This window comes from Cellulomonas flavigena DSM 20109 (assembly GCF_000092865.1).
GTDB classification, from domain to species: domain Bacteria; phylum Actinomycetota; class Actinomycetes; order Actinomycetales; family Cellulomonadaceae; genus Cellulomonas; species Cellulomonas flavigena.
This window is the reverse complement of record NC_014151.1, coordinates 69816-90474: the sequence shown is the minus strand read 5'-3', so window position 1 is coordinate 90474 and position 20659 is coordinate 69816. Positions and strand designations below refer to the sequence as shown.

Annotated in this window: 17 protein-coding genes; 11 read left to right on the top strand and 6 right to left on the bottom strand. The window is 76.9% G+C overall.

Annotation, left to right across the window (positions count from 1 at the left end):
• Window positions 1-3 precede the first annotated feature (3 nt).
• The gene (locus CFLA_RS00370) at window positions 4-756 is read right to left on the bottom strand and encodes a GNAT family N-acetyltransferase (RefSeq protein WP_148234251.1); all 753 of its coding nucleotides are present in this window, start codon (window positions 754-756) and stop codon (window positions 4-6) included.
• A 42-nt stretch (window positions 757-798) separates the two neighbouring features.
• Here CFLA_RS00370 and CFLA_RS00365 point away from each other — a divergent pair, with 42 nt between their 5' ends.
• Entirely contained in the window at window positions 799-1407 is a 609-nt protein-coding gene (locus CFLA_RS00365; protein ID WP_013115324.1) for a TetR/AcrR family transcriptional regulator, read from the top strand.
• Between the two features lie 296 nt (window positions 1408-1703).
• Here CFLA_RS00365 and CFLA_RS19830 read toward each other — a convergent pair whose 3' ends face one another.
• A complete protein-coding gene (locus CFLA_RS19830) occupies window positions 1704-2750 on the bottom strand; it encodes an LPXTG cell wall anchor domain-containing protein (RefSeq protein WP_013115323.1) in 1047 nt (348 codons plus the stop codon).
• Window positions 2751-3058: 308 nt separating this feature from the next.
• Here CFLA_RS19830 and CFLA_RS00355 point away from each other — a divergent pair, with 308 nt between their 5' ends.
• The 9 genes from CFLA_RS00355 to CFLA_RS00315 all read left to right on the top strand — a co-directional run bounded on the left by CFLA_RS00355 (window position 3059) and on the right by CFLA_RS00315 (window position 16188).
• Window positions 3059-4243 carry a hypothetical protein gene (locus tag CFLA_RS00355; RefSeq protein WP_148234250.1) on the top strand — a complete coding sequence of 395 codons (1185 nt, stop codon included), beginning with the start codon at window positions 3059-3061 and terminating at the stop codon, window positions 4241-4243.
• Between the two features lie 49 nt (window positions 4244-4292).
• A complete protein-coding gene (locus CFLA_RS18770; protein WP_013115321.1) occupies window positions 4293-5468 on the top strand; it encodes an HAF repeat-containing protein in 1176 nt (391 codons plus the stop codon).
• Window positions 5469-5533: 65 nt separating this feature from the next.
• Window positions 5534-7075 carry an outer membrane protein assembly factor BamB family protein gene (locus tag CFLA_RS00345; protein ID WP_013115320.1) on the top strand — a complete coding sequence of 514 codons (1542 nt, stop codon included), beginning with the start codon at window positions 5534-5536 and terminating at the stop codon, window positions 7073-7075.
• Between the two features lie 48 nt (window positions 7076-7123).
• Window positions 7124-8617 (top strand): outer membrane protein assembly factor BamB family protein, encoded by a 1494-nt coding sequence (locus CFLA_RS00340; RefSeq protein ID WP_013115319.1) that lies wholly within the window; start codon window positions 7124-7126, stop codon window positions 8615-8617.
• 50 nt (window positions 8618-8667) lie between these two features.
• Complete coding sequence (locus CFLA_RS00335) at window positions 8668-10095, top strand: outer membrane protein assembly factor BamB family protein (RefSeq protein WP_013115318.1); 1428 nt, start codon at window positions 8668-8670, stop codon at window positions 10093-10095.
• A 69-nt stretch (window positions 10096-10164) separates the two neighbouring features.
• Window positions 10165-11649, top strand: coding sequence for an outer membrane protein assembly factor BamB family protein (locus CFLA_RS00330; RefSeq protein WP_013115317.1), 1485 nt, complete (start codon window positions 10165-10167; stop codon window positions 11647-11649).
• Window positions 11650-11699: 50 nt separating this feature from the next.
• A complete protein-coding gene (locus CFLA_RS00325) occupies window positions 11700-13169 on the top strand; it encodes an outer membrane protein assembly factor BamB family protein (protein ID WP_013115316.1) in 1470 nt (489 codons plus the stop codon).
• Window positions 13170-13208: 39 nt separating this feature from the next.
• On the top strand, window positions 13209-14654 hold the full coding sequence (locus CFLA_RS00320) for an outer membrane protein assembly factor BamB family protein (protein ID WP_013115315.1): 1446 nt from the start codon (window positions 13209-13211) through the stop codon (window positions 14652-14654).
• A gap of 28 nt (window positions 14655-14682) precedes the next feature.
• A complete protein-coding gene (locus CFLA_RS00315) occupies window positions 14683-16188 on the top strand; it encodes an outer membrane protein assembly factor BamB family protein (protein ID WP_148234248.1) in 1506 nt (501 codons plus the stop codon).
• Here CFLA_RS00315 and CFLA_RS00310 read toward each other — a convergent pair.
• Entirely contained in the window at window positions 16116-16784 is a 669-nt protein-coding gene (locus CFLA_RS00310; RefSeq protein WP_013115313.1) for a ThuA domain-containing protein, read from the bottom strand. The genes CFLA_RS00315 and CFLA_RS00310 overlap by 73 nt on opposite strands.
• A 75-nt stretch (window positions 16785-16859) precedes the next feature.
• Here CFLA_RS00310 and CFLA_RS00305 point away from each other — a divergent pair, with 75 nt between their 5' ends.
• Window positions 16860-17258 (top strand): YchJ family protein, encoded by a 399-nt coding sequence (locus CFLA_RS00305; protein WP_013115312.1) that lies wholly within the window; start codon window positions 16860-16862, stop codon window positions 17256-17258.
• Between the two features lie 48 nt (window positions 17259-17306).
• Here the strand turns inward: CFLA_RS00305 and CFLA_RS00300 are convergent, their stop codons facing one another.
• The 3 genes from CFLA_RS00300 to CFLA_RS00290 form a co-directional block, all read right to left on the bottom strand.
• On the bottom strand, window positions 17307-18773 hold the full coding sequence (locus CFLA_RS00300; RefSeq protein WP_013115311.1) for a YyaL domain-containing protein: 1467 nt from the start codon (window positions 18771-18773) through the stop codon (window positions 17307-17309).
• A 123-nt stretch (window positions 18774-18896) separates the two neighbouring features.
• Window positions 18897-19886 (bottom strand): NAD-dependent epimerase/dehydratase family protein, encoded by a 990-nt coding sequence (locus tag CFLA_RS00295; protein WP_013115310.1) that lies wholly within the window; start codon window positions 19884-19886, stop codon window positions 18897-18899.
• Window positions 19887-20011: 125 nt separating this feature from the next.
• Window positions 20012-20557, bottom strand: a complete 546-nt coding sequence (locus tag CFLA_RS00290; protein ID WP_013115309.1) for a hypothetical protein — start codon at window positions 20555-20557, stop codon at window positions 20012-20014.
• Window positions 20558-20659 lie beyond the last annotated feature (102 nt).

Genomic DNA, 20659 nt, shown 5'->3' with positions numbered 1-20659 from the left:
CGGTCAGACGCGCCGGGCGGACGGCCGCCGCCCGGCGCCGGCCTCGCCGGGCGGCGTCGTGGTCTCGCCGTCCCGCGCGGCGGCCTCGCGCTCGGACCGCGGGGCGCGCCACATCGCCATGGGCTCCCCCGCGACACCGGTGAGCAGCATGGTCTCGGCGAACCCGTGGCGCAGGTACAGCCGACGGTTGCGCGCGGTGGACGACTCCAGGTAGGCGGGCGCGTCCGCTGCGTCGACGTCCGCGAGGCGTGCGGCGAGCAGGAGCCCGCCGACGCCCTGGCCGCGGGCGGCCGCGGCCACGCCGATCTCCTGCAGGTACCAGTGCGGACGGCGCGGGCGGTACCGGTCGATCGCCGCCTTGGCGCCGACGCCGCGGCGCAGCCCACCGAGGCCGAAGGCGCGCCAGAACGACGGCAGCTGGCGCGCGAGGCGCAGCAGCCCGCCCGAGGCGTCGGGAGCCTCCCAGATCGCAGCCCCGAGGACCTGCGGGTCGCCGGCGCGCCGGGCGACGTCGACGGTGCCGTCCGCGATCGCCAGGCGGAGGAAGGCGACGAACAGGTGACGCATCCGCGCGAGCCGGTCGTGGTCCGCGCCACCGACGATGGCGCTGGTCACGGGGTCGTCGAGGAAGGCCTCGGCGAGCACGTCGGCGGCGGCGTCCAGATCGCCCGGGACCGCACGGGTGACGACGATCACGAGCTCCTCCTCCGGGGCGTCACGGGTGGTGTGACTTCCACGGTAGGTCAAGTTGGCCATCTGTCCAAGTCGCGCGGCCAACTTCGCCCGTACGATGACCGGGTGAATCTTCCCGAGGGCGGGGGGCACCGCTCGGTCGACGAGCGCCGCGCGCAGCTGCTCGACGCAGCGCTGGCCGTGCTGCGTGAGCAGGGACTCGCGGGCCTGACGACGCGCGCCGTGACCGCACGCGCCGGCGCGCCGCACGGGATCTTCCACTACGCCTTCGGCTCCAAGGCCGCCCTCGTGCGCGCGCTCATCGAGCGCGAGCTGCGCGGCGCCACCGACGCGTGGGCGCCCGCACTGGCCACGGACGACCTGGAGGCCGCGCTGCGTCACGCGCTGCGCGCCCAGCTCGACCTCGTCCGCGCCGATCCCGCGCACCAGGCCGCGATGTTCGAGCTCATCCGCGCCGCCCGCGACGACGGGGACGTCAGCACGGTCGCCTTCGAGCGCCAGCGGTACCACGCCGCGATCACCGAGCGCCTCACCACCTGGTCGCAGCGCAGCGGAGCTGTGTGGGCCGGGTCCGCCGAGCAGGTCGCGGCGCTGATCCTCTCGGCCACCGACGGCGTGATCCAGGCCTGGGTGACCGACCACGACGACACGCTCGCCGAGGCGTCGATCGACCTGCTGGCCCGCGCGATCACCTCGCTCGCCTCGCCGGCCTGATCCCGACGGCGGACGCCGTCGGGACCGCCGGACGCGTCGCGGACGCGGTGGGTGGATCACCATCCGCGCGCTGAGCACCCACCCCGTGGCGCTGCCGGCCGCAGCGTGGGCACCCGGCGCCGGCACCGCGCCGGACGTGCGGCCAGGGCGCGCGTCGCCGCCGGGCGTGCGTCACCCCCCGGCCGGGGGGGTGGGCCGGGGGGTGACGGTGAGGGTCACCCCCCGGGCCGGGGGGGAGGACCCGGGGGGTGACTGTCAGGGGGTGCCGAGGCACCGGGCGCGGCGCGCCCCGCAGGTCAGCCCTGCGTGCGGCGGCGCCGTGCGAGGACGAGGGCGGAACCGCCCGCGATCGCGGCGATCGCGGCCAGCAGGCCGACGGCCGTCTGCGCACCGGTCGCCGCGAGCGTGCGGTCGTCGGTCGCGGAGAGCACCTCGGCGCGCTCGGTCGGCGTCGGGGACGGGGCCGCGGCCGGCGTGGGCGAGGCGGACGGCGTCGGCGTCTCGGCCGGAGCCGGCAGCACCTCGCTCCGCTCGGTCGGCGACGGGCTGGGCTCGGGCGTGGGCGCGACCGTCGGCTCCGCGGTGGGCGCGACCGTCGGCTCGGGCGTCGGCGCGACCGTCGGCTGCGGCGTCGGTGCGACCGTCGGCTCCGGGGTCGGCTCCGGGGTCGGGGTCGGCGCCGGCGCGCACAGCGCCGACAGGTCGACGAGCTGCTTGACCTCGTAGTGGCCGTAGTACGCGAGCGTGTGCGGGATCGGGAAGCCGCCGCTGTCACGCCCGGGCGTGATGGTGGTCGGGACGAGCGCCGGGACGTCGAGCCCGCGGCCGGCGACGCCGTCGCCGACCAGGTCGACCTGCAGGCCGTAGGCGGACGGTGCGGCGCACACGGCGGCGGCGTCGGCCGCGTCCAGCACGAGCGGGATGGTGTCGGCGTCACGCGGCAGCGTGGAGGAGGCCTCCTTGCGGGCCTCCGCGTCGCCCGTGGGCCACGCCCACGTGTGGTGCAGCGCCACGCGGTGCTGCGGCCCGCTGTTCCAGTAGCCCGCGGACCTGCGCTTGTCGAGCTTCTCGTAGAGGAAGTACCCCGTGGCCTTGTCGCACGTGTACGCGTCCCACGCGATGATCTCGTCGGCGCGCTTGCCGCCGCACAGCTCACCGGCGGGCGCCGAGGGCGTCGGCTTGGGCTTGCCCGGCCTGGGCTTGTCGTAGCCCGGGCCGTAGCCCGAGGAGTACCCCGGCGTGGAGGCGCCGTGGTGGCCGCCGCCGGTGGCGGTCGAGGTGGTGGCCGGCAGGATCACGAGCGCGGCGACGGACAGCAGGACGAGGGGGAGACGGCGCTTCACGGTGGGACTCCTCGGCCGTGGACGCGTGGACGGTTGCCCGGCGACGACGGCCACGCCATCGGGCGTAACGGACAATAGACGCAAACAGCCGCCCGCTGGTGAACTTGTGTCCAAGTCGTGTCCGAATCATCCTTTCGGACCTGTTCCACGCCCGCACCGTCCGGTGGAGCACCCGGTGCGCCTCGTGCCCGGGCCTGCGTTAGCCGAGACCTGGTCCATGACCGTGATGGGCTGACGGGCCACGAACGCCGCCCCTTGGGGCAGCGTCCTGCGCCGAGCACGTCCGGGGTCGCGCGGTGTGGTCGGGTGTGAGGGCCACCGTCGTCGAGAGGTCCGAGATGCTCACCAGAACTGCGCCGAGGCTGCTGCTCGTCGGCGTGCTCGCCTGCACGCTCGCGGCGGTGCCCGTCACCGCGGATCCACCCGCCGCGGCCCGCGCGGGCTCGGGGATCACCGTCCGTGACCTGGGGACCCTCCCCGGTGACAGCTGGAGCGTCGCGGTGGACGTCAACGAGCACGGCCAGGTCATCGGGTTCAGCCAGGCGGGGAACGGTGACACGCGCGGGTTCCTCTGGGACCGCGGGGTGATGCGTGACCTGGGGACGTTCTCCGCGGTGGCGATCAACGACAGCGGGCAGGTCGTGGGGACGGCCCTCAACGGCTCCGGCGCCCAGCAGGCGGCCATGTGGGACGGTGGCCGGCTCCGGTACCTCACCACCCCGGACGGCGCCCCCAGCCGGGCGGTCCTCCTCAACGAGCACGGCCAGGTCGTCGTGCAGACACGGGAGTACGGCGGCGACGAGCCGGACCGGCTGCGCAACTACGTCTGGGACGACGGGGCCGTGACCGAGATCCCGCCCCTGCCGGGCAGCCCCTACATGCACCCGTTGGACATCAACGACCAGGGCTGGGTGACCGGCTACAGCCCCGGCCCCGGGTCCCTCCGCCACGGGTTCCTGTGGCGGGACGGCGTCGTCACCGACCTCGGCTCGGCCGCGTCCGGGGACGTCGCCTCCACGATGGGCCTGGCCGTGAACGAGGCCGGTCAGGTGGCGGGCCAGGCGAGCGCATCGGACACCGAGCACGCCGCCGCAGTCTGGCAGGACGGCGAGTGGATGCGGCTCGGCCACCGCGAGGGCTGGAGCGGCGCGACCGACATCAACGAGCACGGCACCGTCGTGGGGTGGGCGAGCGACGGCGGCCCGCACGAGCACGCCGTGCTCTACCGCGACGGCGAGTGGACCGACCTCGCCCCGGCCGGCTCGCGTGCGATCGAGCTGAACGACCGGGACCAGGTCATCGGCTCCGTCGACGGCTACACCCTCACCGCCGTGCTGTGGCAGGACGGCGAGACGCACCTCCTGCCGCCCCTCTACCCCGGCAGCGCGACCACGGCGTACGACATCAGCGAGCGCGGCCAGGTCGCCGGCTCCGCCCGCGTGCTGTCCGGCGTGGAGCACGCCGTGCTCTGGACGACGGCGCGGGGCTCCTGACCATCGTGCTCGGCGAGCGCTGCCGCCCCGTCGTCGAGAGGGACACACCATGCCCACCAGGACCACACCGAGGCTGCTGCCCGTCAGCCTGCTCGCCTGCACGCTCGCGGTGAGTCCCATCGCAGCAGCGCCCGCCGGCGCCGGCCCGGGGATCACCGTCCAGGACCTCGGCACGCTCGGCGGCGTGTCGAGCGGCGCGACCGACGTCAACGAGCGCGGCCAGGTGGTCGGGACGAGCCTCGTGGCGAACGGTGACCGGCACGCGTTCCTGTGGGAGCGCGGCGTGATGCGTGACCTCGGGACGCTCGACGGGCTCGACAGCTACGCGGAGGCGGTCAACGACCGGGGCCAGGTGGTGGGCGGCGCCACCGACGGCACCGGGGTGCTGCGCCCGTTCCTCTGGGAGCGCGGCGTGATGCGTGAGCTCCCCGCCCCCGCGGGTGCGTGGAGCAGCGCCGTCCTGGTCAACCAGCGCGGGCAGGTCGTGATCTGGGCGGCCCTCGGCGACCAGAGCCACCACTACCTGTGGGACCGCGGACGGATCACGGAGCTCCGGGTGCCCGGCACCGACGCGTGGATCAGCCCGACCGACATCAACGACAAGGGCTGGGTCACCGGCAGCGTCGTGCTCGCCCCGGACCCCGTCGGCCGTGCCGTGCTGTGGCGCGACGGCGAGGTGGTCCTGCTCGGCTCGCCCGTGCCGCCGGGCGACGGGTCGTACGCCCGGGGCGCGGCGCTGAACGAGGCGGGGCAGGTGGCCGCCACGCTCCCGGCGGTGGGCGACTCCGAGGTCGCCGCGCTCTGGCAGGACGGCGGGTGGACGCTGCTCGGGAGCCTCGGCGGCTCGAGCGACGCGCGTGACGTCAACGAGCACGGCACCGTCGTGGGTCGGTCCTTCGTCGACGGCCTCTCCCACGCCGTGCTCCACCGCGACGGGGAGGTCGAGGACCTGGGGGCTCTCGACACGCAGTGGGACGGCTCCGTGGCGCACCGCCTCAACGACCGCGAGCAGGTGATCGGCACGGTGTGGCCATCCCGGCGGGAGGGACTGCCGCGGGACGTGCTGTGGCAGGACGGCGAGCTCCACGTGCTGCCCCCGCTCGTCACCGACGGCGTCACCCACGCGCTGGACATCAACGAGCGTGGCCAGGTCGTCGGCCACGCCGCGACGGGCGTCCCCGGCGTCGACCACGCCGTGCTCTGGACGACCCGCCGCGGCTCCTGACGTCCGCGCGCGGCTCCAGCGGCCCGGGTCCCCGGCCGAGCGGGCGCACGCGCTAGCCTGCCCGCGTGGCACGCCGCGGCGCGAGGACGCACGTCGAGCTCGTCGACGACGACGTCGACGGGGGCAGCGGCGACGGCACGGACGCCGGCGCACCCGGACCGGCCGACCCACCCCAGCCGCTCCGGGGCCGACGCCGCGCGATCACCCTCGCCGCCGTGCTCGTCGTCGTGCTCGCCACGGTCGCGGTGGTCGGCGAGGTGCGCCAGGACGCCCGCGAGCGCGAGCGCCTCGCGGTCCTGGCCGCGTCGCGGACCGCCCTCGCGCCGCTCGACGGTCCGCCGCAGGTCCTGTGGACGTCCGACCGCGAGGAGGTCCTGTGGGCGTCGGCGCGCACGCCCGACGGCCTGCTCGTCGTGCCCGGCACGCAGGGCGAGCGCGTCGTGCGGGCGCTGGACCCGGCGACCGGTGACGTGGTGTGGGAGCGCGAGCTGCTGCCGCCTCGCGACACCGCCCCCGCACCGAACGAGGACGTGGCGGGCGCGTCCTGCGTGGGCCATGGCGCCGCGGGTGACCTCCTCGCGTGTCTCGCGTCGGACGCGATGACGGTCTTCGACGAGCGGACGACCGACATCCGGTACGTCGCGCCGACCGTCGTGCGGCTGGTCCTGCTCGACCCGCAGGACGGCACGGTCGTCGCGGACCTGTCCGACGCCGTCGCCGGGACGGGGACGGCGCCCGCGTACGTCGCCCTGGGCGATCTCGTGGTGGTGAGCAGCGTGGTCGACGACGCGACGCGGGTGGTGGCCGTCGCGCCGGACGGGTCCGTGGCGTGGCGGACCGAGGTGCCGCCGTCGACGCGGCCCGCGCCGGGGCTGCCCGGTCTCCGGCGCGCCGACGTCCTCGCCCTGGGTGACCACCTGGTGGTCGCCACGGCGGAGGAGATGCGCCTGCTCGACGCGACGGGCGCGACGGTGCGCACCGTGCCGCTGGCGGACGACGAGAGCCTCGGGGGAGCCGAGGGCACGACCGCGTTCGCCCGCACGGGCCTCGACCGGGTGACGCTCATGCAGGTCGGGTCGGAGGTCGTCGCGCGGGGCGAGGGCACGAAGGTCGTGCGTGCGGACCACGTGGGCGAGCTACCCGGGGGGCGGGTGCGCGCGGACGTGGACGACGGCAGCGACCCGCGGCTGGTGCTGACCAGCGACGCCGAGGGCCTGCACGGCTGGGACGCCGAGGGCGTGCGCCGGTGGTCCGCGGACGTGCAGGTGACGCGGTCGGCCATGGTCCTGGCCGGGCGCGTCCACGCCACCACCAGGGCCGACGCGCTGGTGACGTTCGACGCGCGCACGGGCGCCGAGCTGTGGCGCCGCGACGGCCTCGTCCTCGACCAGGCGCCGCTCGCCGACGGGCGCGTGCTGCTGGTGCGGGAGCGGGGCGCCGACGGGGCCGCACTCGACCTCGTCGCGCTGGACGTCGCGGACGGTGAGGTCGCCTGGCGGACGCCGTGGCCCGAGGGCGTCGACCAGCTGCAGGCGGTGTTCGGCGTGATCGTCGGGCTGTCGTACGACGTCGAGGGCGAGGACTGGAGCGTCACGGCCCTGGGCTGAACGTGCGACGGCCCGTCGTGCGGGTGGGCGCGGCGCTAGCCTGCCCCCGTGGCGCGCGACCGTGCGAGGCGGGACGTCGAGCTCGTCGAGGACGACGGCTCCCCCGCGGGCGCGCCGCCGGCCGGCGGGCCCGGACGGGGGGACGCGCACGACGGGCCCGGCCGCACCCGCCGGCGCGCGTGGGTGGTGGGCGCGGCGCTGGTCGCGGCGCTGGTGGCCGCCGGCGCCGTCGCGCAGGGCGTCGTGACGTCCCGCGAGCGTGAGCGCATCGCCGCCGTCGCGGGCCGGCCGGGGGTCGTCGGCCTGCTCGACGGGCCCGTGCGCGTGCTGGACGAGCGGCGCGACGACACGCTGCTGTACGACAGCGCCGCGGCGTCGGGGGGCCTCGTGGTGGCGGTGCAGGAGCAGCTCGACGGCCGCGAGGTGGCCCGGGCCGTCGACCCCGTGACGGGGACGACGGCGTGGGAGACCGAGCTCGTCACCGGGCGCGGCCTCACCGAGGTGCCCGGGGGCGAGGTGCTGACGAGCCGCGGGGCGTGCCGGGCGCTCGGGGCCGGGGCGGCGCAGGTGGTCTGCCTGGCGGACGACGCCGTCTCGCTCGTCGGCCGCGGGACACTCACGCAGCAGGCCCCCACGACGACGCGTGTCGTGGTCCTCGACGCGCGTGACGGGTCGGTCGTCACCGACCTGTCCGACGCGGCCGGCGAACCGCTGACGTCCCGCGCGCTCGCCGTGCTCGACGACCTCGTGGTGCTGGCCGGCACGGGCGGCGGCGAGGCCCGCGTGCGGGCGCTGACCGCGGACGGCACGGTCGCGTGGGACGTGGCGTTCCCGGTGACGACGACCACGGCGTTCGGGTCCACGGTCGAGCTGCACGTGACGACGGACGCCGTCGCGCTCATCTCGTCCGGCCCGCTGCGGCTGCTCGACGCGACGGGCACGGTCCGGCGCGAGGTCCCCCTGGCGTCCGCCGACGGCGTCGTCGGCACGGCGGGTGACGCGGTCGTCGTCAGCACGGCGGACGGTGGCACGCTCCTGGCCCGGCCGGCGGGGGTCGAGCGCGTCCCCGGGGCGTTCCTGCGCCCCACGGTGGACGCCCCGGCCGCGCCCGGTCTGGTGCTCACCGCGCAGGACGCGACGCTGCACGCGTGGCGCCCGGACGGCACCGCGGTGTGGAGCGTGGAGCAGCGCGTCACCGACGGTGGTGCGGCGCTCCTGCCCGGCCACGTGCTGGTCGGGTCCGGCACGCAGGTGCTCGCGCTCGACGCCGCGACGGGCGGCGAGCTGTGGCGCACGTCCGGCCTGCTGCCGCAGAGCGGCCTGGTGACCGACGGGCGGCACCTGCTGGCGCTCGCACCACTGCGGGACGACAGCCGGCCGCAGGTCGTCGCGGCACTCGACCTCGCCGACGGCGACGTGGCGTGGCGGGTCGAGCTGCCGGCGGTGGTCACGGGGATCCGCGGGTTCCACGGCGTGCTCGCCACGTACACCTTCGGTGCGTCGGTGAGCGGGCGCGGCCCGCTCGTCACCGTGCTCGGCTGAGCGGGCCGGCCGCCGCACCGGACGTCGGCGCCGCGGGTTACCGTGCGCGCATGCCACGCGCACGCCGGGTCGACGTCGAGCTGGGCGACCTCACGCCCGTGGGCGCCACCGACCCGGCCGACGCCCCGCACCCCGGCGGCCGGCGCAGGTGGTGGTGGTGGCTGGCCGTCCCGGTGGCCGCGGTGCTCGCGCTCGTCGGGGGCCAGCTCGTCACGGACCAGCGCGAGCGCACGCGGCTCGGCGCCCTGGCGGCGCTGCCGGGGGTCGTCGCACCCCTCGACGGGCCGCCCGAGGTCGCGTGGCAGCCGGACCGCGGCACGCTCGTGGGCGGCGCGGTGCGCGTCGGGCCCGTGCTCGTCGCACGGCACGTCGCCGACGACGGCGGGGCCCTGCTGGTGGGCCTCGACGCCACGACCGGCGAGCGGCGGTGGGAGCTCGACGTCGTCGGGGAGCCAGCGCCCGCGCCGCCGTGGTGGCCGGACACCGGGGGCTGCGCGGCCGTGCCCGACGGGTCGGGGCACGTGGCGTGCCTCCTCACGGCCGACGACGCGGGCACCGACCGGCCGCCGGCGCCGCGCCTCGTCGTCGTCGACGCCGCCGACGGCACCGTGCAGGTCGACCGCGAGCTCCCCGCGTGGGTGCAGTGGCCGACGCTCCGCGGTGACGACGTGCTGCTCGTCGGCGACGTCGACGGCACGCTGCACGTCGCGTCGCAGGGCCTGCGCGACGGGACGGAGCACTGGAGCACGACGGCCGAGGGCAGTGGCGCGGGGACGACAGCGGCCGCCGCGCTGCTCGACGACGGCACGCTCGCCGTCGCGCGCGGTGGTGCCGTCACGCTCGTCTCGACCGACGGCGCGGTGCTGCGCACCGTGGGCGACGCGCCGCAGGGCGGGCTCACGGGTCAGGTGGCCACGCGGGGCGTCGTGGTGTCCCGCACGCTGGGTGCCGTGCTGGTGGGCAGCGGGTCCACGACGACCGTCGTGACGCCCACGGGCGAGGTGCGGCTCGACGGCTCCGCGGCCCCGGTGGTGGTGGACGACGGCAGCGTGCCCGGCCTCGTCCTCACGCGCACCCCGGGGCTGCAGGCGTGGGACGCGCGCGACGGGTCGCCGCGGTGGGGCGCGCCGGTCGTCGACGCCCAGGACGTCACGGTGCTCGAGGGCCGGGTGCACGTGGGCACGTCCGCCGCGGTGGTGACGTTCGACGGCGCGACCGGTGAGGAGCTGTGGCGCGTCGCGCGGCCGACGGCGTCGGGAACGCCCCTGACCGACGGGCGGCACCTGCTCGTGCTGGCGCGGCAGGGCGGCCGGCACACCACGCCGTACGACCTGGTCGCGCTGCACGTCGCCGACGGCAGCGAGGCGTGGCGCGTGCCGCTGCCGCCGCAGACGTGGCTCACGGCGGCCGCGGGGCTGCTGGTGGCGGTCTCGTACGACACGGACGCGCTGACCGAGACGCACCGCGTCCTGCGCTGACGATCCACCCGCTGACGATCCACCCGTGCGCGCCACCCCGGCCCGGCCGGCTCCGGCTACCGTGCGCGCATGGCACGCGCACGCAGGGTCGACGTCGATCTGGGGGACGGTTCCCCGGACGCGGACGCTCGCGACGGCGACGGACCGGAGCAGCGCGGCCCCGCGGGCCGTCGCCGGTGGTGGCTCGCCGTGCCCGTCGTCGCGGTGCTCGCGCTGGTCGTCGGGCAGGTGGTGACGGACACGCGTGAGCGCACCGACCTCGCGGACCTCGCGCGGCAGCCCCTCGTGGTCGACCCCGTCGAGGGTCCGGTCGAGGTGGCGTGGCAGGTGCCGCGGGGGACGCAGATCGCCAGCGCGGCGCGTGCGGGGTCCGTGCTGGTGGCGGCCCGCGTGACGCCCGACCTCGCCGTCGCGCTCGAGGGGGTGGACGTCGCGACCGGCGCGGGGCTGTGGTCGTCCGAGGTGGTCGCCGCCCGCCCGGACCTGGGCGAGGACGCCGTCGCCGACCCGGTGGTGTGCGTGCCCGCGCCGGACGACGAGCGGCAGGTGGCGTGCCTCGTGCCGGACAGCGCGTGGAGCGTCGTCGACGGCGCGCCGGTCACGGTCGCCGCGACGACGACGCGGCTGCTCGTGCTCGACGCGGCCGACGGCACCGTCCGGGTGGACCGGGAGGTGCCGACGTGGGCGCAGTGGCTGACGCCGGTCGGTGACGACGTGCTGCTCGTCGGGGACCTCCACGGCACGCTCACGGCCGAGCTGCAGGCGTTGCGCGACGGTGCGACGCGCTGGCGCACGACGTCCGAGAGGAAGGCCGGCGGCCCGTCGTCCCGGGTCCTGCCCGTCACCACGGTGCTCGACGAGGAGACGATCGCCGTCGACCGCCTGGGCGAGGTGGTCTTCCTGTCGGCCACCAACGGCGAGGAGCTGGGGTCGGTGGTGTCCGGCCTCGACGTGGGCGGCGACGGGCAGCTCGTCACCTTCACGGCGACGATGTCGATCGCCCTCGGGGCCGCCCTGGTGTTCTCCGACGCGGGCACGCAGGTCGCCACGCCCGGCCGTGCCGTCAGCGTCGAGGGCGTCCTGCCGCAGGTGCTCGTCGACGACGGCAGCGTGCCGGGCCTGGTGCTCACCCGCACGCCGCGGCTGACGGCGTGGGACGCCGACGACGGGACCGAGCGCTGGGCGACGGACGTCGTCGACGCCGAGGACGTCACGGTGTTCGACGGCCGGGTGCACGTCGGCACGTCCACGGACCTCGTGACCTTCGACGGTGCGACGGGCGACGAGCTGTGGCGGTTCGACCGGCCGAGCGCCGAGGGCACTCCCGTGACCGACGGCCGCTACCTGTACACCACGGCTCGCCGGGGCGAGCGGCACAGCGCACCGTACGACCTCGTCGCGCTGCACCCGGCCGACGGCAGCGAGGCGTGGCGCGCCCCGTTGCCCGAGCGGTCGTGGCCGCAGTCCGTCGCGGGGCTGCTGGTGGCGACGTCGTTCGGCCCCAACATCGACGACTACGAGGAGATCCACCAGGTGCTGCGCGGACGCGGGTGAACGCCCGCGAACCGACCGCGGCGGCCCGTGGCCGGCACTAGCCTACGACGATGGCCCGCCGTGCGACGCTCCACGACGTCGAGCTCGTCGACGACGACTCCGACGACGGCACGGGCGCGCCGCCGCCCACCGACGGGTCCACGACGGCCGCCGCGCCGCGCCGCCGGTGGCCGCTCGTGCTCGGGGCCGCGGTGCTGGCCGTGCTCGTCGTCGTGGGCGTGACCGGCCAGGTGCTCCAGGACCGTCGTGAGCGCGCACGCCTGGCCGCGGTCGCCGCGAGCCCGCAGAGCGTCCCGCTGCTCGACGGGCCACCGGTCCCGCGGTGGGAGACCCACAGCGAGACGTTCTACGAGGCCACGCAGGTCCGCACCCCGGAGGGGCTGCTCGTGGGCCTGCGGTCGGCCGTCGAGGGGCCGGTGGCCGCGGCCGCGCTCGACGTGGCCACGGGGCGCGAGGTGTGGCGCGTCGAGCTCGTCGACGGCTCGACGCGCCCGGCCGTCGACCCCGGGTTCGAGGCGTACCCCGACTCGGGCTACTGCACCGCGCACGGCGACCGGGCCGACCTCGCCGTCTGCCTCGCGCACGACGGCGCCCGGGTGATCGGTCGCGAGTCCGCCGGGTACGTCGCCCCGACCACGTCCCGCCTCGTGGTGCTCGACACCCGCGACGGCACGGTGGTCACGGACCTCACCGCCTCCCTCGAGCCCGGCACCCACCCCACGTCCGTCGCCACGCTGGGCGACCTCGTCGTCGCCGTGGTCGAGGCGTCGGACGGCACCACCGTGCGGGCGTCGACCACCGACGGCACCGCGCGGTGGTCGGTGCCGGTGACGACGACGGCCGACCCGGAGGCCGGCGGAACGCGGGTCGAGCGGGTGGGCGACCTCGTCGCCGTCCTGGGCGAGACCGAGGTGGTGCTGCTCGACGAGGACGGCGCCACGGTCCGCACGCACCCGCTCGCGGGGGGCTACGCGTACAGCGCCGACGGCGGCGTCCACGTGCGGCCGCGGAGCCAGGCGGCGGACGCGCCGACGACGATCGTGCGGCAGGACGGCGTCGTCGAGGTACGGGGCGACGTCCTGACGCCGCTGGTCGACGACGGCAGCGCACCCGGGCTGGCGCTCACCTCGGACGGCCGGCACCTCGTCGCGTGGGTCGACGGCGAGCAGAGCTGGACCGCCGACGACCCCGGGTGGTGGAACCTGCTCGTCCTCGGCGGCCGCGTGGTGGTCGACGACGGCGGGGGTCTCACGGCCCTGGACGCACGGGACGGCACGCGGGCGTGGCGGTCCGAGGTGGTCCGAGGGCTGCCGGTGACGGACGGACGCGTGCTGCTGGGGGTCGCCCGGGTCGCCGAGCGTGGCGAGCAGGCGCAGATGGTCGCGCTCGACCCCGCCGACGGCACCGAGCTGTGGCGCGCCCCGCTGCCGGACGGCACCACCGAGCTCGTCGCGTGGCGGCACCTGCTCCTCGCCGGGAGGGACGACGGCCACGAGACCCACCTGACCGTCCTCGGCTGAACCCCTCCCGCGCCCGGCCGGCCCCGCTACCCTGCCCCGATGGCGCGCCGCCCCACGCTGCACGAGGTCGAGGTCGTCGACGACGAGAGCGACCCCGGCCCGTCGCCGCCCGCGGCGCGCCCGGCCGTCCCCCGGCGCGGGTGGGTCCTCGGCGGCGCCGTGCTCGCGGTGCTCCTCGCCGTCGGCGTCACCGCTCAGGTGCTCCAGACCCGTCGCGACCGCGCGCAGGTCGCCGCAGTGGCCGCGCACGCGGGCGGCGTCGCGCTGCTCGACGGCCCGCCGGCGGCCCTGTGGCAGCTGCCCACGCGCGACCTGTACGGCGTCGCGGAGGTCCGGACGCCCGAGGGGCTCCTCGTCGGCGTGCGAGACAGCGACTCCGGGCCGGTGGAGGTCGCGGCGGTCGACGCCGTGACCGGCGCGCAGCGGTGGCACGTCGAGCTGGTCGACGGGGCCACACGCCCGCAGGCCCGTCCGGGGTTCTCGACGTACGCGGACTCCGGCCGCTGCGCCGCGCACGGCACGCAGGAGCACCTCGTGGTGTGCCTCGCGCACGACGGCACGTACGTCGTCGGGCAGGGCGCCACGCTGCCGCTGCCGCCGTCGACCACGCGTCTGGTCGTGCTGGACACCCGCGCCGGCACGCTCGTCGCCGACCTCGGGACGGCCGTCGCCGACGACGAGCGACCGACGTCGTTCGCCGCCGTCGGGGACCTGGTCGTCGTCACGGTCGCGTCGCAGCGCGGCACGACCGTCCGGGCGACGACCCTCGACGGCGCGGTGGTCTGGGAACGGCCCGTGACGTCCGCGCCCGACGCGGGCGGCGACCCCTACGTCCTGCGGCTCGGTGAGCTGGTCGCGCTGCTGACGGCGCGCGAGATGACCCTCCTCGACGCCGACGGGCGCACGGTCCGCACCCGTCCGCTCGGCGACGAGTACGCGGTCGCCGACGCCGAGACGATCCGGCTCGTCCCGTCGGACGCGGCGGCCGGCGACGCGCGCACCACGGTCGTGCGGCCCGCGGGCGACCTCGACGTGCCGGGCGACGTCCTGCACCTCACCGTGGACGACGGCAGCGTCCCGGGCCTGGTGCTCACCACCGCCGGCGGTGAGCTCACGGCCCTGGTCCACGGCGAGGAGCTGTGGTCGGTGCCCGACCCGCAGGGCTGGAACGCGCTGGTCGTGGGCGGGCGCGTGCACCTCGACGCGGGGCTGGAGCTGCTGACGCTCGACGCGCGCACGGGCGCCGAGCTGTGGACGACGACCGTGGCGACGACGCTGCCGGTGACGGACGGGCGCCACCTGCTGGCCGTCGCGCGGCCCGTGGAGGCCGACGACCCGCCGGAGCTGGTCGCCCTCGACCCCGCCGACGGGTCGGTGTCGTGGCGGTCGCCGCTGCCGCCGGGCAGCATCGAGCTCACGTCGCACCTGGGCCTGCTCCTGGTGAGCTCGGGCGAGGGGGCCCAGCTGCTCACCGTCCTGGGCTGACGCTCCCCTGCGGCGTAACGTGCACGGGGTGCGAGACCCGGTGCTGGTCGAGCTCGACGACGACCCCGGAACGCCTGCGCCACAGGGTCGCACCGGCCGCGCCCGGCGCCGGTGGCCTGCGGCGCTGCCGCTCGTCGTCGTCCTCGCGCTGGTGGTCGCGCAGCTCGTCGCGGACGCCCGCGAGCGCGTCCGCCTGGCCGCGCTGGCGGACGTGCCGGGCGTCCTGGCGCCGCTCCCGGAGCCGCCCGCGGTGGCCTGGTACCTGGCGGGCGACGCGACGGACGACGTGCTGGTCGACCGGGACGTGCTGCTCGAGGAGCGGGTCACCGACCGGGGCGCGATGTCGCTCGTGGCGCACGCCGTGGCGACCGGCGACGTCCGCTGGAGCGTCCCGCTGGCCGACGCGCCCGACGCGCCGGAGCCCGGTCGCTACGGGCTGCAGTGCGTCCGGGGCCCCGGCGACGCGGTCACGTGCCTGGTGCACGACGCGACGGACGGTGACCCGACGAACGCGGCGCGACCCCCGGGGCACGCGGCGACGGCCGCGTCGGTGGCGGTCGTGGAGGCCGGCGAGGTGGCCGCGCGGTACCCCGCGGGGGCCGGCGACGAGGTCGCCGCGGCCGTCGGCGTGGTGGGTGACGCGCTGGTGCTCGCGGCACCGCTCGACGACGGCACCGCCGTGTGGGCGCTCGACGCGCGCACCGGTGACGAGCGGTGGCGGGTGCACGCCGCGACGGGGCTCGGCGGGGGCGTGCTGCGGTGGGGTGCCACGACGCGCGTGGTGCCCGTGGGCGACGACGCGGTGGGTGTGCTGGGCGCCGGCACGGTGCTGCTCGACGCGGCCGACGGCGCCACGCTCGCGTCGGCGGGCACGCTGGCGACCGTCGTCGGGGCGCGGCAGGACGGCACGGCCCTCGTCGTGGGCAGCGAGGGGTTCACGCGGCTGGTGGGTCCGGCCGGCGAGGTGCGGCTCGACGGCGTCCCGGTCCGCGTCACGGTCGACGACGGCAGCGTGCCCGGGCTGGCCCTGACGACGGGCGGCGGGCTGCGCGCGTGGGACGCGCGCAGCGGTGAGCAGCGCTGGCGGACCGACGCGCCGGCGCAGGGGGCGCTCCTGCTCGGCGGGCTGCTGCACGCGCACGACGGGTTCCGCGTCGCCACGCTCGACGCCGGCACGGGCGAGGTGCGGTGGGAGGCGACGGCGCCCGAGCTGTTCCACGACGAGCTCGCGCTGGTCACGCACCTGGCGACGGACGGCCGTCGCCTGCTGGTCGCCGGGTCGAGCCCGACCACGGCGCGTGCGCTGCTCGTCGCGCTCGACCCGGGCGACGGGCTGGTGACGTGGCGCGCGGACCTGGCGGCGCTGGGCGCACCGAGCCACGTCGAGGTCGGCGGCGGTGCCCTGCTCGGCGTGGGTGCGCAGGGCAACGCGGTGCTGGCGCCGCGCGGCCGGCGGCCGGGTCACGCGGGCGGCAGACGCACCAGCCAGCGGGCCTCGCGGCGCAGCAGCGCGGCGCGGGCGGGCGTGCGGTAGGACCCGAGGTCGTGCCCGAGCCCGTCGTACACGGCGCGTCGGCTCGGCGCGAGCCAGACCACCGGGTGCGTGGTCCCGCCCTCGTCGTGCGTGACGAGGGGGCGCACGGCGGGCGCGACGACGAGGTCGGTGTACCGCTCGTCGTCCACGACGAGCGGGCCGAGGCCCTCGGTCACCGGGTGGCTCGGTGCGACGTCGAAGGTGTGCTCCGCCTGCGGGGGGTGCCACGACGTGCCGTCGACCCAGTGCCCGCCGATCACGTCGGACCACCAGGGGCTGTCGCGGAACGTCATGGTCGACTGGTGCAGGGCGAGGACCGGCCCGTCGGCCGCCGCGTGGTCGCGCACCGCCTCGTGCAGCGGGCGCCAGGGCGCGTCGTCGTCCTCCGCCGGACCGAGGCCGGAGTTGACGACGAGCAGGTCGTCGGGCGTCAGGCCCGCCAGCGCGTCCGGGAACGTGCTGCGCACGTCGACCGTGAAGCCCGCGGACTGCAGCTCGAGCGCGACCCCGTGTGACGTCGCCGCGTGGTCGTGCCACGGGTCGCCGTAGCGGGCGCGGCCCGCCAGGACGAGGGCGCGTGGCGTCGCTCGGGGCACGTGACCCACGCTAGACGAGCCGGCGCGCACCGCACGCGGACGCGCCCGCACGCGCCACGGACGGCCCGGACGGGCATGATCGGCCCCGTGAGCGACACCAGGTGCCCCTGCGGGACAGGCCTGCCGCTGGCCGGGTGCTGCGGCCCGCTGCACGCCGGCGAGCGCACCGCCGGCACGGCCGAGCAGCTCATGCGCTCGCGCTACAGCGCGTTCGCGGTCGGCGACGCGGCGTACCTGCAGCGTTCGTGGCACCCGTCGACCCGCCCGGCGGACCTCGTGCTCGACGCCGGCGTGCGCTGGTACCGGCTCGACGTGCTCGCGACCACCGGCGGCGGCGTGTTCGACACCACCGGGACCGTGGAGTTCGAGGCCTTCTGGCGGGGACCCGACGGGCGCGGGTCGCTGCGCGAGGTCAGCCGGTTCCGCCGCGGCCCCGACGGGTGGCAGTACGTCGCCGGGGACGTCGCGCGCTGAGACGCGGGCGGCCGTGTCCGTGGTCGACGGCGGGCCACGACCGCGGCGCTACCGCAGGCCGTCCCACCGCATCGGGTTGGCCCCGGCGGACGCGAGCAGGAACCACGACGTCGCGCCCACGTGCTGCACCTGGAAGTACCCGAACCCGAAGCCCGTGTCGATGAGGCTCGACGCGGCCACGACGCCGCCGTCGACCTCGGCACCACCCAGGTGCTGCCCGGCGCCGACGGTGTCCTGCGCGCGCCGCACCTGGGACAGCAGCCACTCGGCGCGCTGCTTGTCGCCGCGGTGGTTGCGGTCCAGCAGGGACGTCGCGAGCTGTGCGGTGCCCTCGAGCCACACACCCTGCGGGTGCACGGTGAGGCCGTTGTACTGCGCGGTCGACGTGAGGGACGCGGTGCTGAACGTGACACCGGAGACCTGCTGGGCGTCGTCGGGCAGCTGGGACGTCGGCGCGGTGGGCTCGTCGGTGACGGCGAGCGCCTCGCCCGCCCAGTCCAGCGCGCGGTCGTAGCGCTTCTCGCGGATCGCCAGCCGGCTCCAGGTGGCGGGGTCCAGCGGGACGGGGTCGCGGTTGATCTCGACACCGTCGTTCGTGCCCGTCCAGAACCAGCCGTTGCCCGAGTCCCACATGCGGTCGACGAAAGCGAGCGCGTGCTCGGACGCGGCCGTCCAGCGCCGGTCGCCGGTCGCCTTGCGCAGCATGGAGAAGAACGCGACGCAGTCGACGTTGTGCTCCGTCGACCCGTTGGGCACGGGCTGGTTGCCGCCGTCGACGCCGAACGAGAAGCCGCCCAGCGGCGCCGTGGACCACGTGGTCGAGGTGATCCACTCCCCGATCGCCACGGCCGCCCGCAGGTACGTGCGGTCCCGCGTCACGCGGAACAGCTGCAGCAGCGCCAGCCCCGGCCAGGCCATGTCCCCCACCGCGGTGCCGAGGAACCCGAACTGCCGGCCGATGTTCGCGTACCCGTCGGCTCGCACGAACCCGTCGGGCTGCGGCGAGCCGTCGTAGAACGTGTACGGGCCGACGTTGTAGCCCTGGCGCAGCCGGCCGTCGGCGTGGTCCGGGTCGTTCTCCTGGGCGAACACCAGGCCGTCGCCGATGACGCGGGCGCTGTCGACGCTGCTGCGGCGGCCGTCGGCGAGCAGCGCGCAGATCGCGAGGGCGTTGTCGTAGACGAACGCCGTGGAGAACAGCCCGAGCTCGTCGGTGTAGCTCTGCGCCAGGCGGGGGCCGGTGTTGAGCTGCGGGTACGCGTCCGCCGCGGCGCGGACGAACGCGACGGCCGCACGCTCGGACCCGGCACGGCCGCCGTGGTGCCGGCCAGGACGGTGCGGCAGCACGGGGCGCGGGCCCCACGCACGCCCGTCGAGCGCGCCCGCGGAGGTCGCGCCCGCGACGACGGCGGCGGTGCCGCCGGCGAGCGCGAGGAACGCCCGGCGGCCCAGCCCGGAGCGGTGCTGCGGACCGTCGGCGGCGGACGTGGTGCGGTCCTTCGGGTTCTCCGGCATCGCACGCTCCCCTGCTGCGGTGGCTGCCGCGGCGCCGCGGCGGTCCAGCCAGGCTAGGGAAGGACGCGGCCTGTGGGAAGTGGGCGTCTCATCGGACGTCCGACGACATCTCGCCCCGCGGTGTCAGGCGGCGTCCGCCGGGTGCTCGACGCACCACCGGAACGTCTCGCGGACGGCCGCGCGCACGTCGTCGGGCTCGATGCCCAGCTCGCTCGCGGTCGGCTCCCAGTCGCTGACGGCGTCCCGGTCCTGGAAGCGCAGCGAGTCGACGACGTGGATGCCGTGCTCGGTGCCCGCCGCGGCCGCGGCCGCGTCGGCCTGCTCGCCGTACGGCAGCATCGCGTCGAGTGGGACCTGGACGACGTCGTCCGGGTCGCGGCCCACGGCCTCGCACGCCAGGCGGTACAGCTCGACGTACGTCAGGTCGTACGCGTTGATCGCGTACCGCGCGCCGTGCGTGCCACGCTCCATCGCCCCCACGGCCGCCTGCGCGACCTGGCGGACCGTCACGGACGACGTCGAGCCGCCCAGCACCGCCACCGGACCGGGCCCCTGCACGCGGTCCACGACGAACTGCCACAGCGGCCTGCGCTCCCCGACGAGCCCGAAGATGTACGGCAGCCGCAGCACCATGACGTCCATGGCACCGTCGCCCTCGAGGTGCGCGACCTCCTCCTGCGCCAGCCGCGTGCGCGGGTAGCCGTGGCGCGCGCGGTACCCCAGCTCGGGCCAGCGCTCGGCGAACTCGGCCGTGTAGGAGCCGAGGAGCACGAACCGCGTGGCACCCGCCGCGCGCGCGAGCCGGGCCAGCCGCTGCGTCGGCAGGACGTTGGCCTCGTAGAAGAAGTGCGCGGCGGGCGCGGGCGGCACCGTGCGCTCGTCGGCGCCGGCGGCGTACACGACCGCGTCCATGCCGTCGAGGGCGGCCGTGAGCTCGTCGTCCGTGGCCGTGGTGACGTCCTCCCACAGCGCGCGGACCCCCGCGGGGAACTCGACGTCGGTCGCCGCGGGCGGCAGCGACAGGCTCGTGACCCGGTGCCCGCGCGCGACGAGCTCGACCACCGTGTGGAACCCGAGGAGGCCGGAGCCCCCGACGACCAGGACGTTGCTCATGACGATCCCTCCGCCGGCCGCCCGCTCTGGCGGCTGTGGGACGAGTCTGCGCCGCGTCGACGGCCCTTCCCCTGGGCCCTGGGTCCCGTCCGCGGCAGCGACCTGCGACGCCGTACCGGTGCAGGTCAGGACGGGTCGGGCGTACCGGACCGGGCTGCGTCGGGGTCCGGGATCAGGCCCAGGAGCAGGCTGAGACCACCGAGGACGAGCGCCGTGCGCGTGTGCGGGTAGCGGACGCCCGCGGCGGCGCGGGCCTCGCCGCGACGGTAGACCCAACGCTCGGCGGCCACGGCGGCGGCCGTGGAGGCCGCGAGCAGCGCGAGACCGGCTGCGACGACGACAGGGCCCGGGACGGACGTCGAGGACTCGTCGGACGTCGTCGGGTGGTCGGACGCCGTCGGGTCGTCGGACGCCGTCGGGTCGTCGGACGCCGTCGGGTCGTCGGATGCGCGGGCGGCACGGGCGCGCATCGCGTCCTGCCACGAGGCGCGCAGCTCTGCCCGCTCCTCGCGGTTCGGCAGCGTCGTGACGGCCCCGGCGGCCAGCAGCCCGGCCTTGATCCACCCGCGGGCGGTCCGGCTGGGCACGAAGTCGGGGACGGCGTAGTACGCGGTGGCGGTCGCGCCGGCGACGAGGGCGGTCAGGGCGCGCTTGCGGGTGGTGGGCGGCATGTCGGGCCTCCGTCTCGTGGGTCCCGCCACGCTACGGAGCGCGGCGCCGCCCGGGCATCGGTCCCGAGGACGACCGGGGCCGTGCGCAGGACGGAGGGGCCG

What these genes read in the sequence shown, in the direction of transcription:
- CFLA_RS00370 (WP_148234251.1), bottom strand. Translation starts at nt 756, where the DNA reads ATGGCCAACTTGACCTACCGTGGAAGTCACACCACCCGTGACGCCCCG.
- CFLA_RS18770 (WP_013115321.1), top strand. Translation starts at nt 4,293, where the DNA reads ATGCCCACCAGGACCACACCGAGGCTGCTGCCCGTCAGCCTGCTCGCC.
- CFLA_RS00335 (WP_013115318.1), top strand. Translation starts at nt 8,668, where the DNA reads ATGCCACGCGCACGCCGGGTCGACGTCGAGCTGGGCGACCTCACGCCC.
- CFLA_RS00330 (WP_013115317.1), top strand. Translation starts at nt 10,165, where the DNA reads ATGGCACGCGCACGCAGGGTCGACGTCGATCTGGGGGACGGTTCCCCG.
- CFLA_RS00325 (WP_013115316.1), top strand. Translation starts at nt 11,700, where the DNA reads ATGGCCCGCCGTGCGACGCTCCACGACGTCGAGCTCGTCGACGACGAC.
- CFLA_RS00320 (WP_013115315.1), top strand. Translation starts at nt 13,209, where the DNA reads ATGGCGCGCCGCCCCACGCTGCACGAGGTCGAGGTCGTCGACGACGAG.
- CFLA_RS00305 (WP_013115312.1), top strand. Translation starts at nt 16,860, where the DNA reads ATGATCGGCCCCGTGAGCGACACCAGGTGCCCCTGCGGGACAGGCCTG.
- CFLA_RS00300 (WP_013115311.1), bottom strand. Translation starts at nt 18,773, where the DNA reads ATGCCGGAGAACCCGAAGGACCGCACCACGTCCGCCGCCGACGGTCCG.
- CFLA_RS00295 (WP_013115310.1), bottom strand. Translation starts at nt 19,886, where the DNA reads ATGAGCAACGTCCTGGTCGTCGGGGGCTCCGGCCTCCTCGGGTTCCAC.
- CFLA_RS00290 (WP_013115309.1), bottom strand. Translation starts at nt 20,557, where the DNA reads ATGCCGCCCACCACCCGCAAGCGCGCCCTGACCGCCCTCGTCGCCGGC.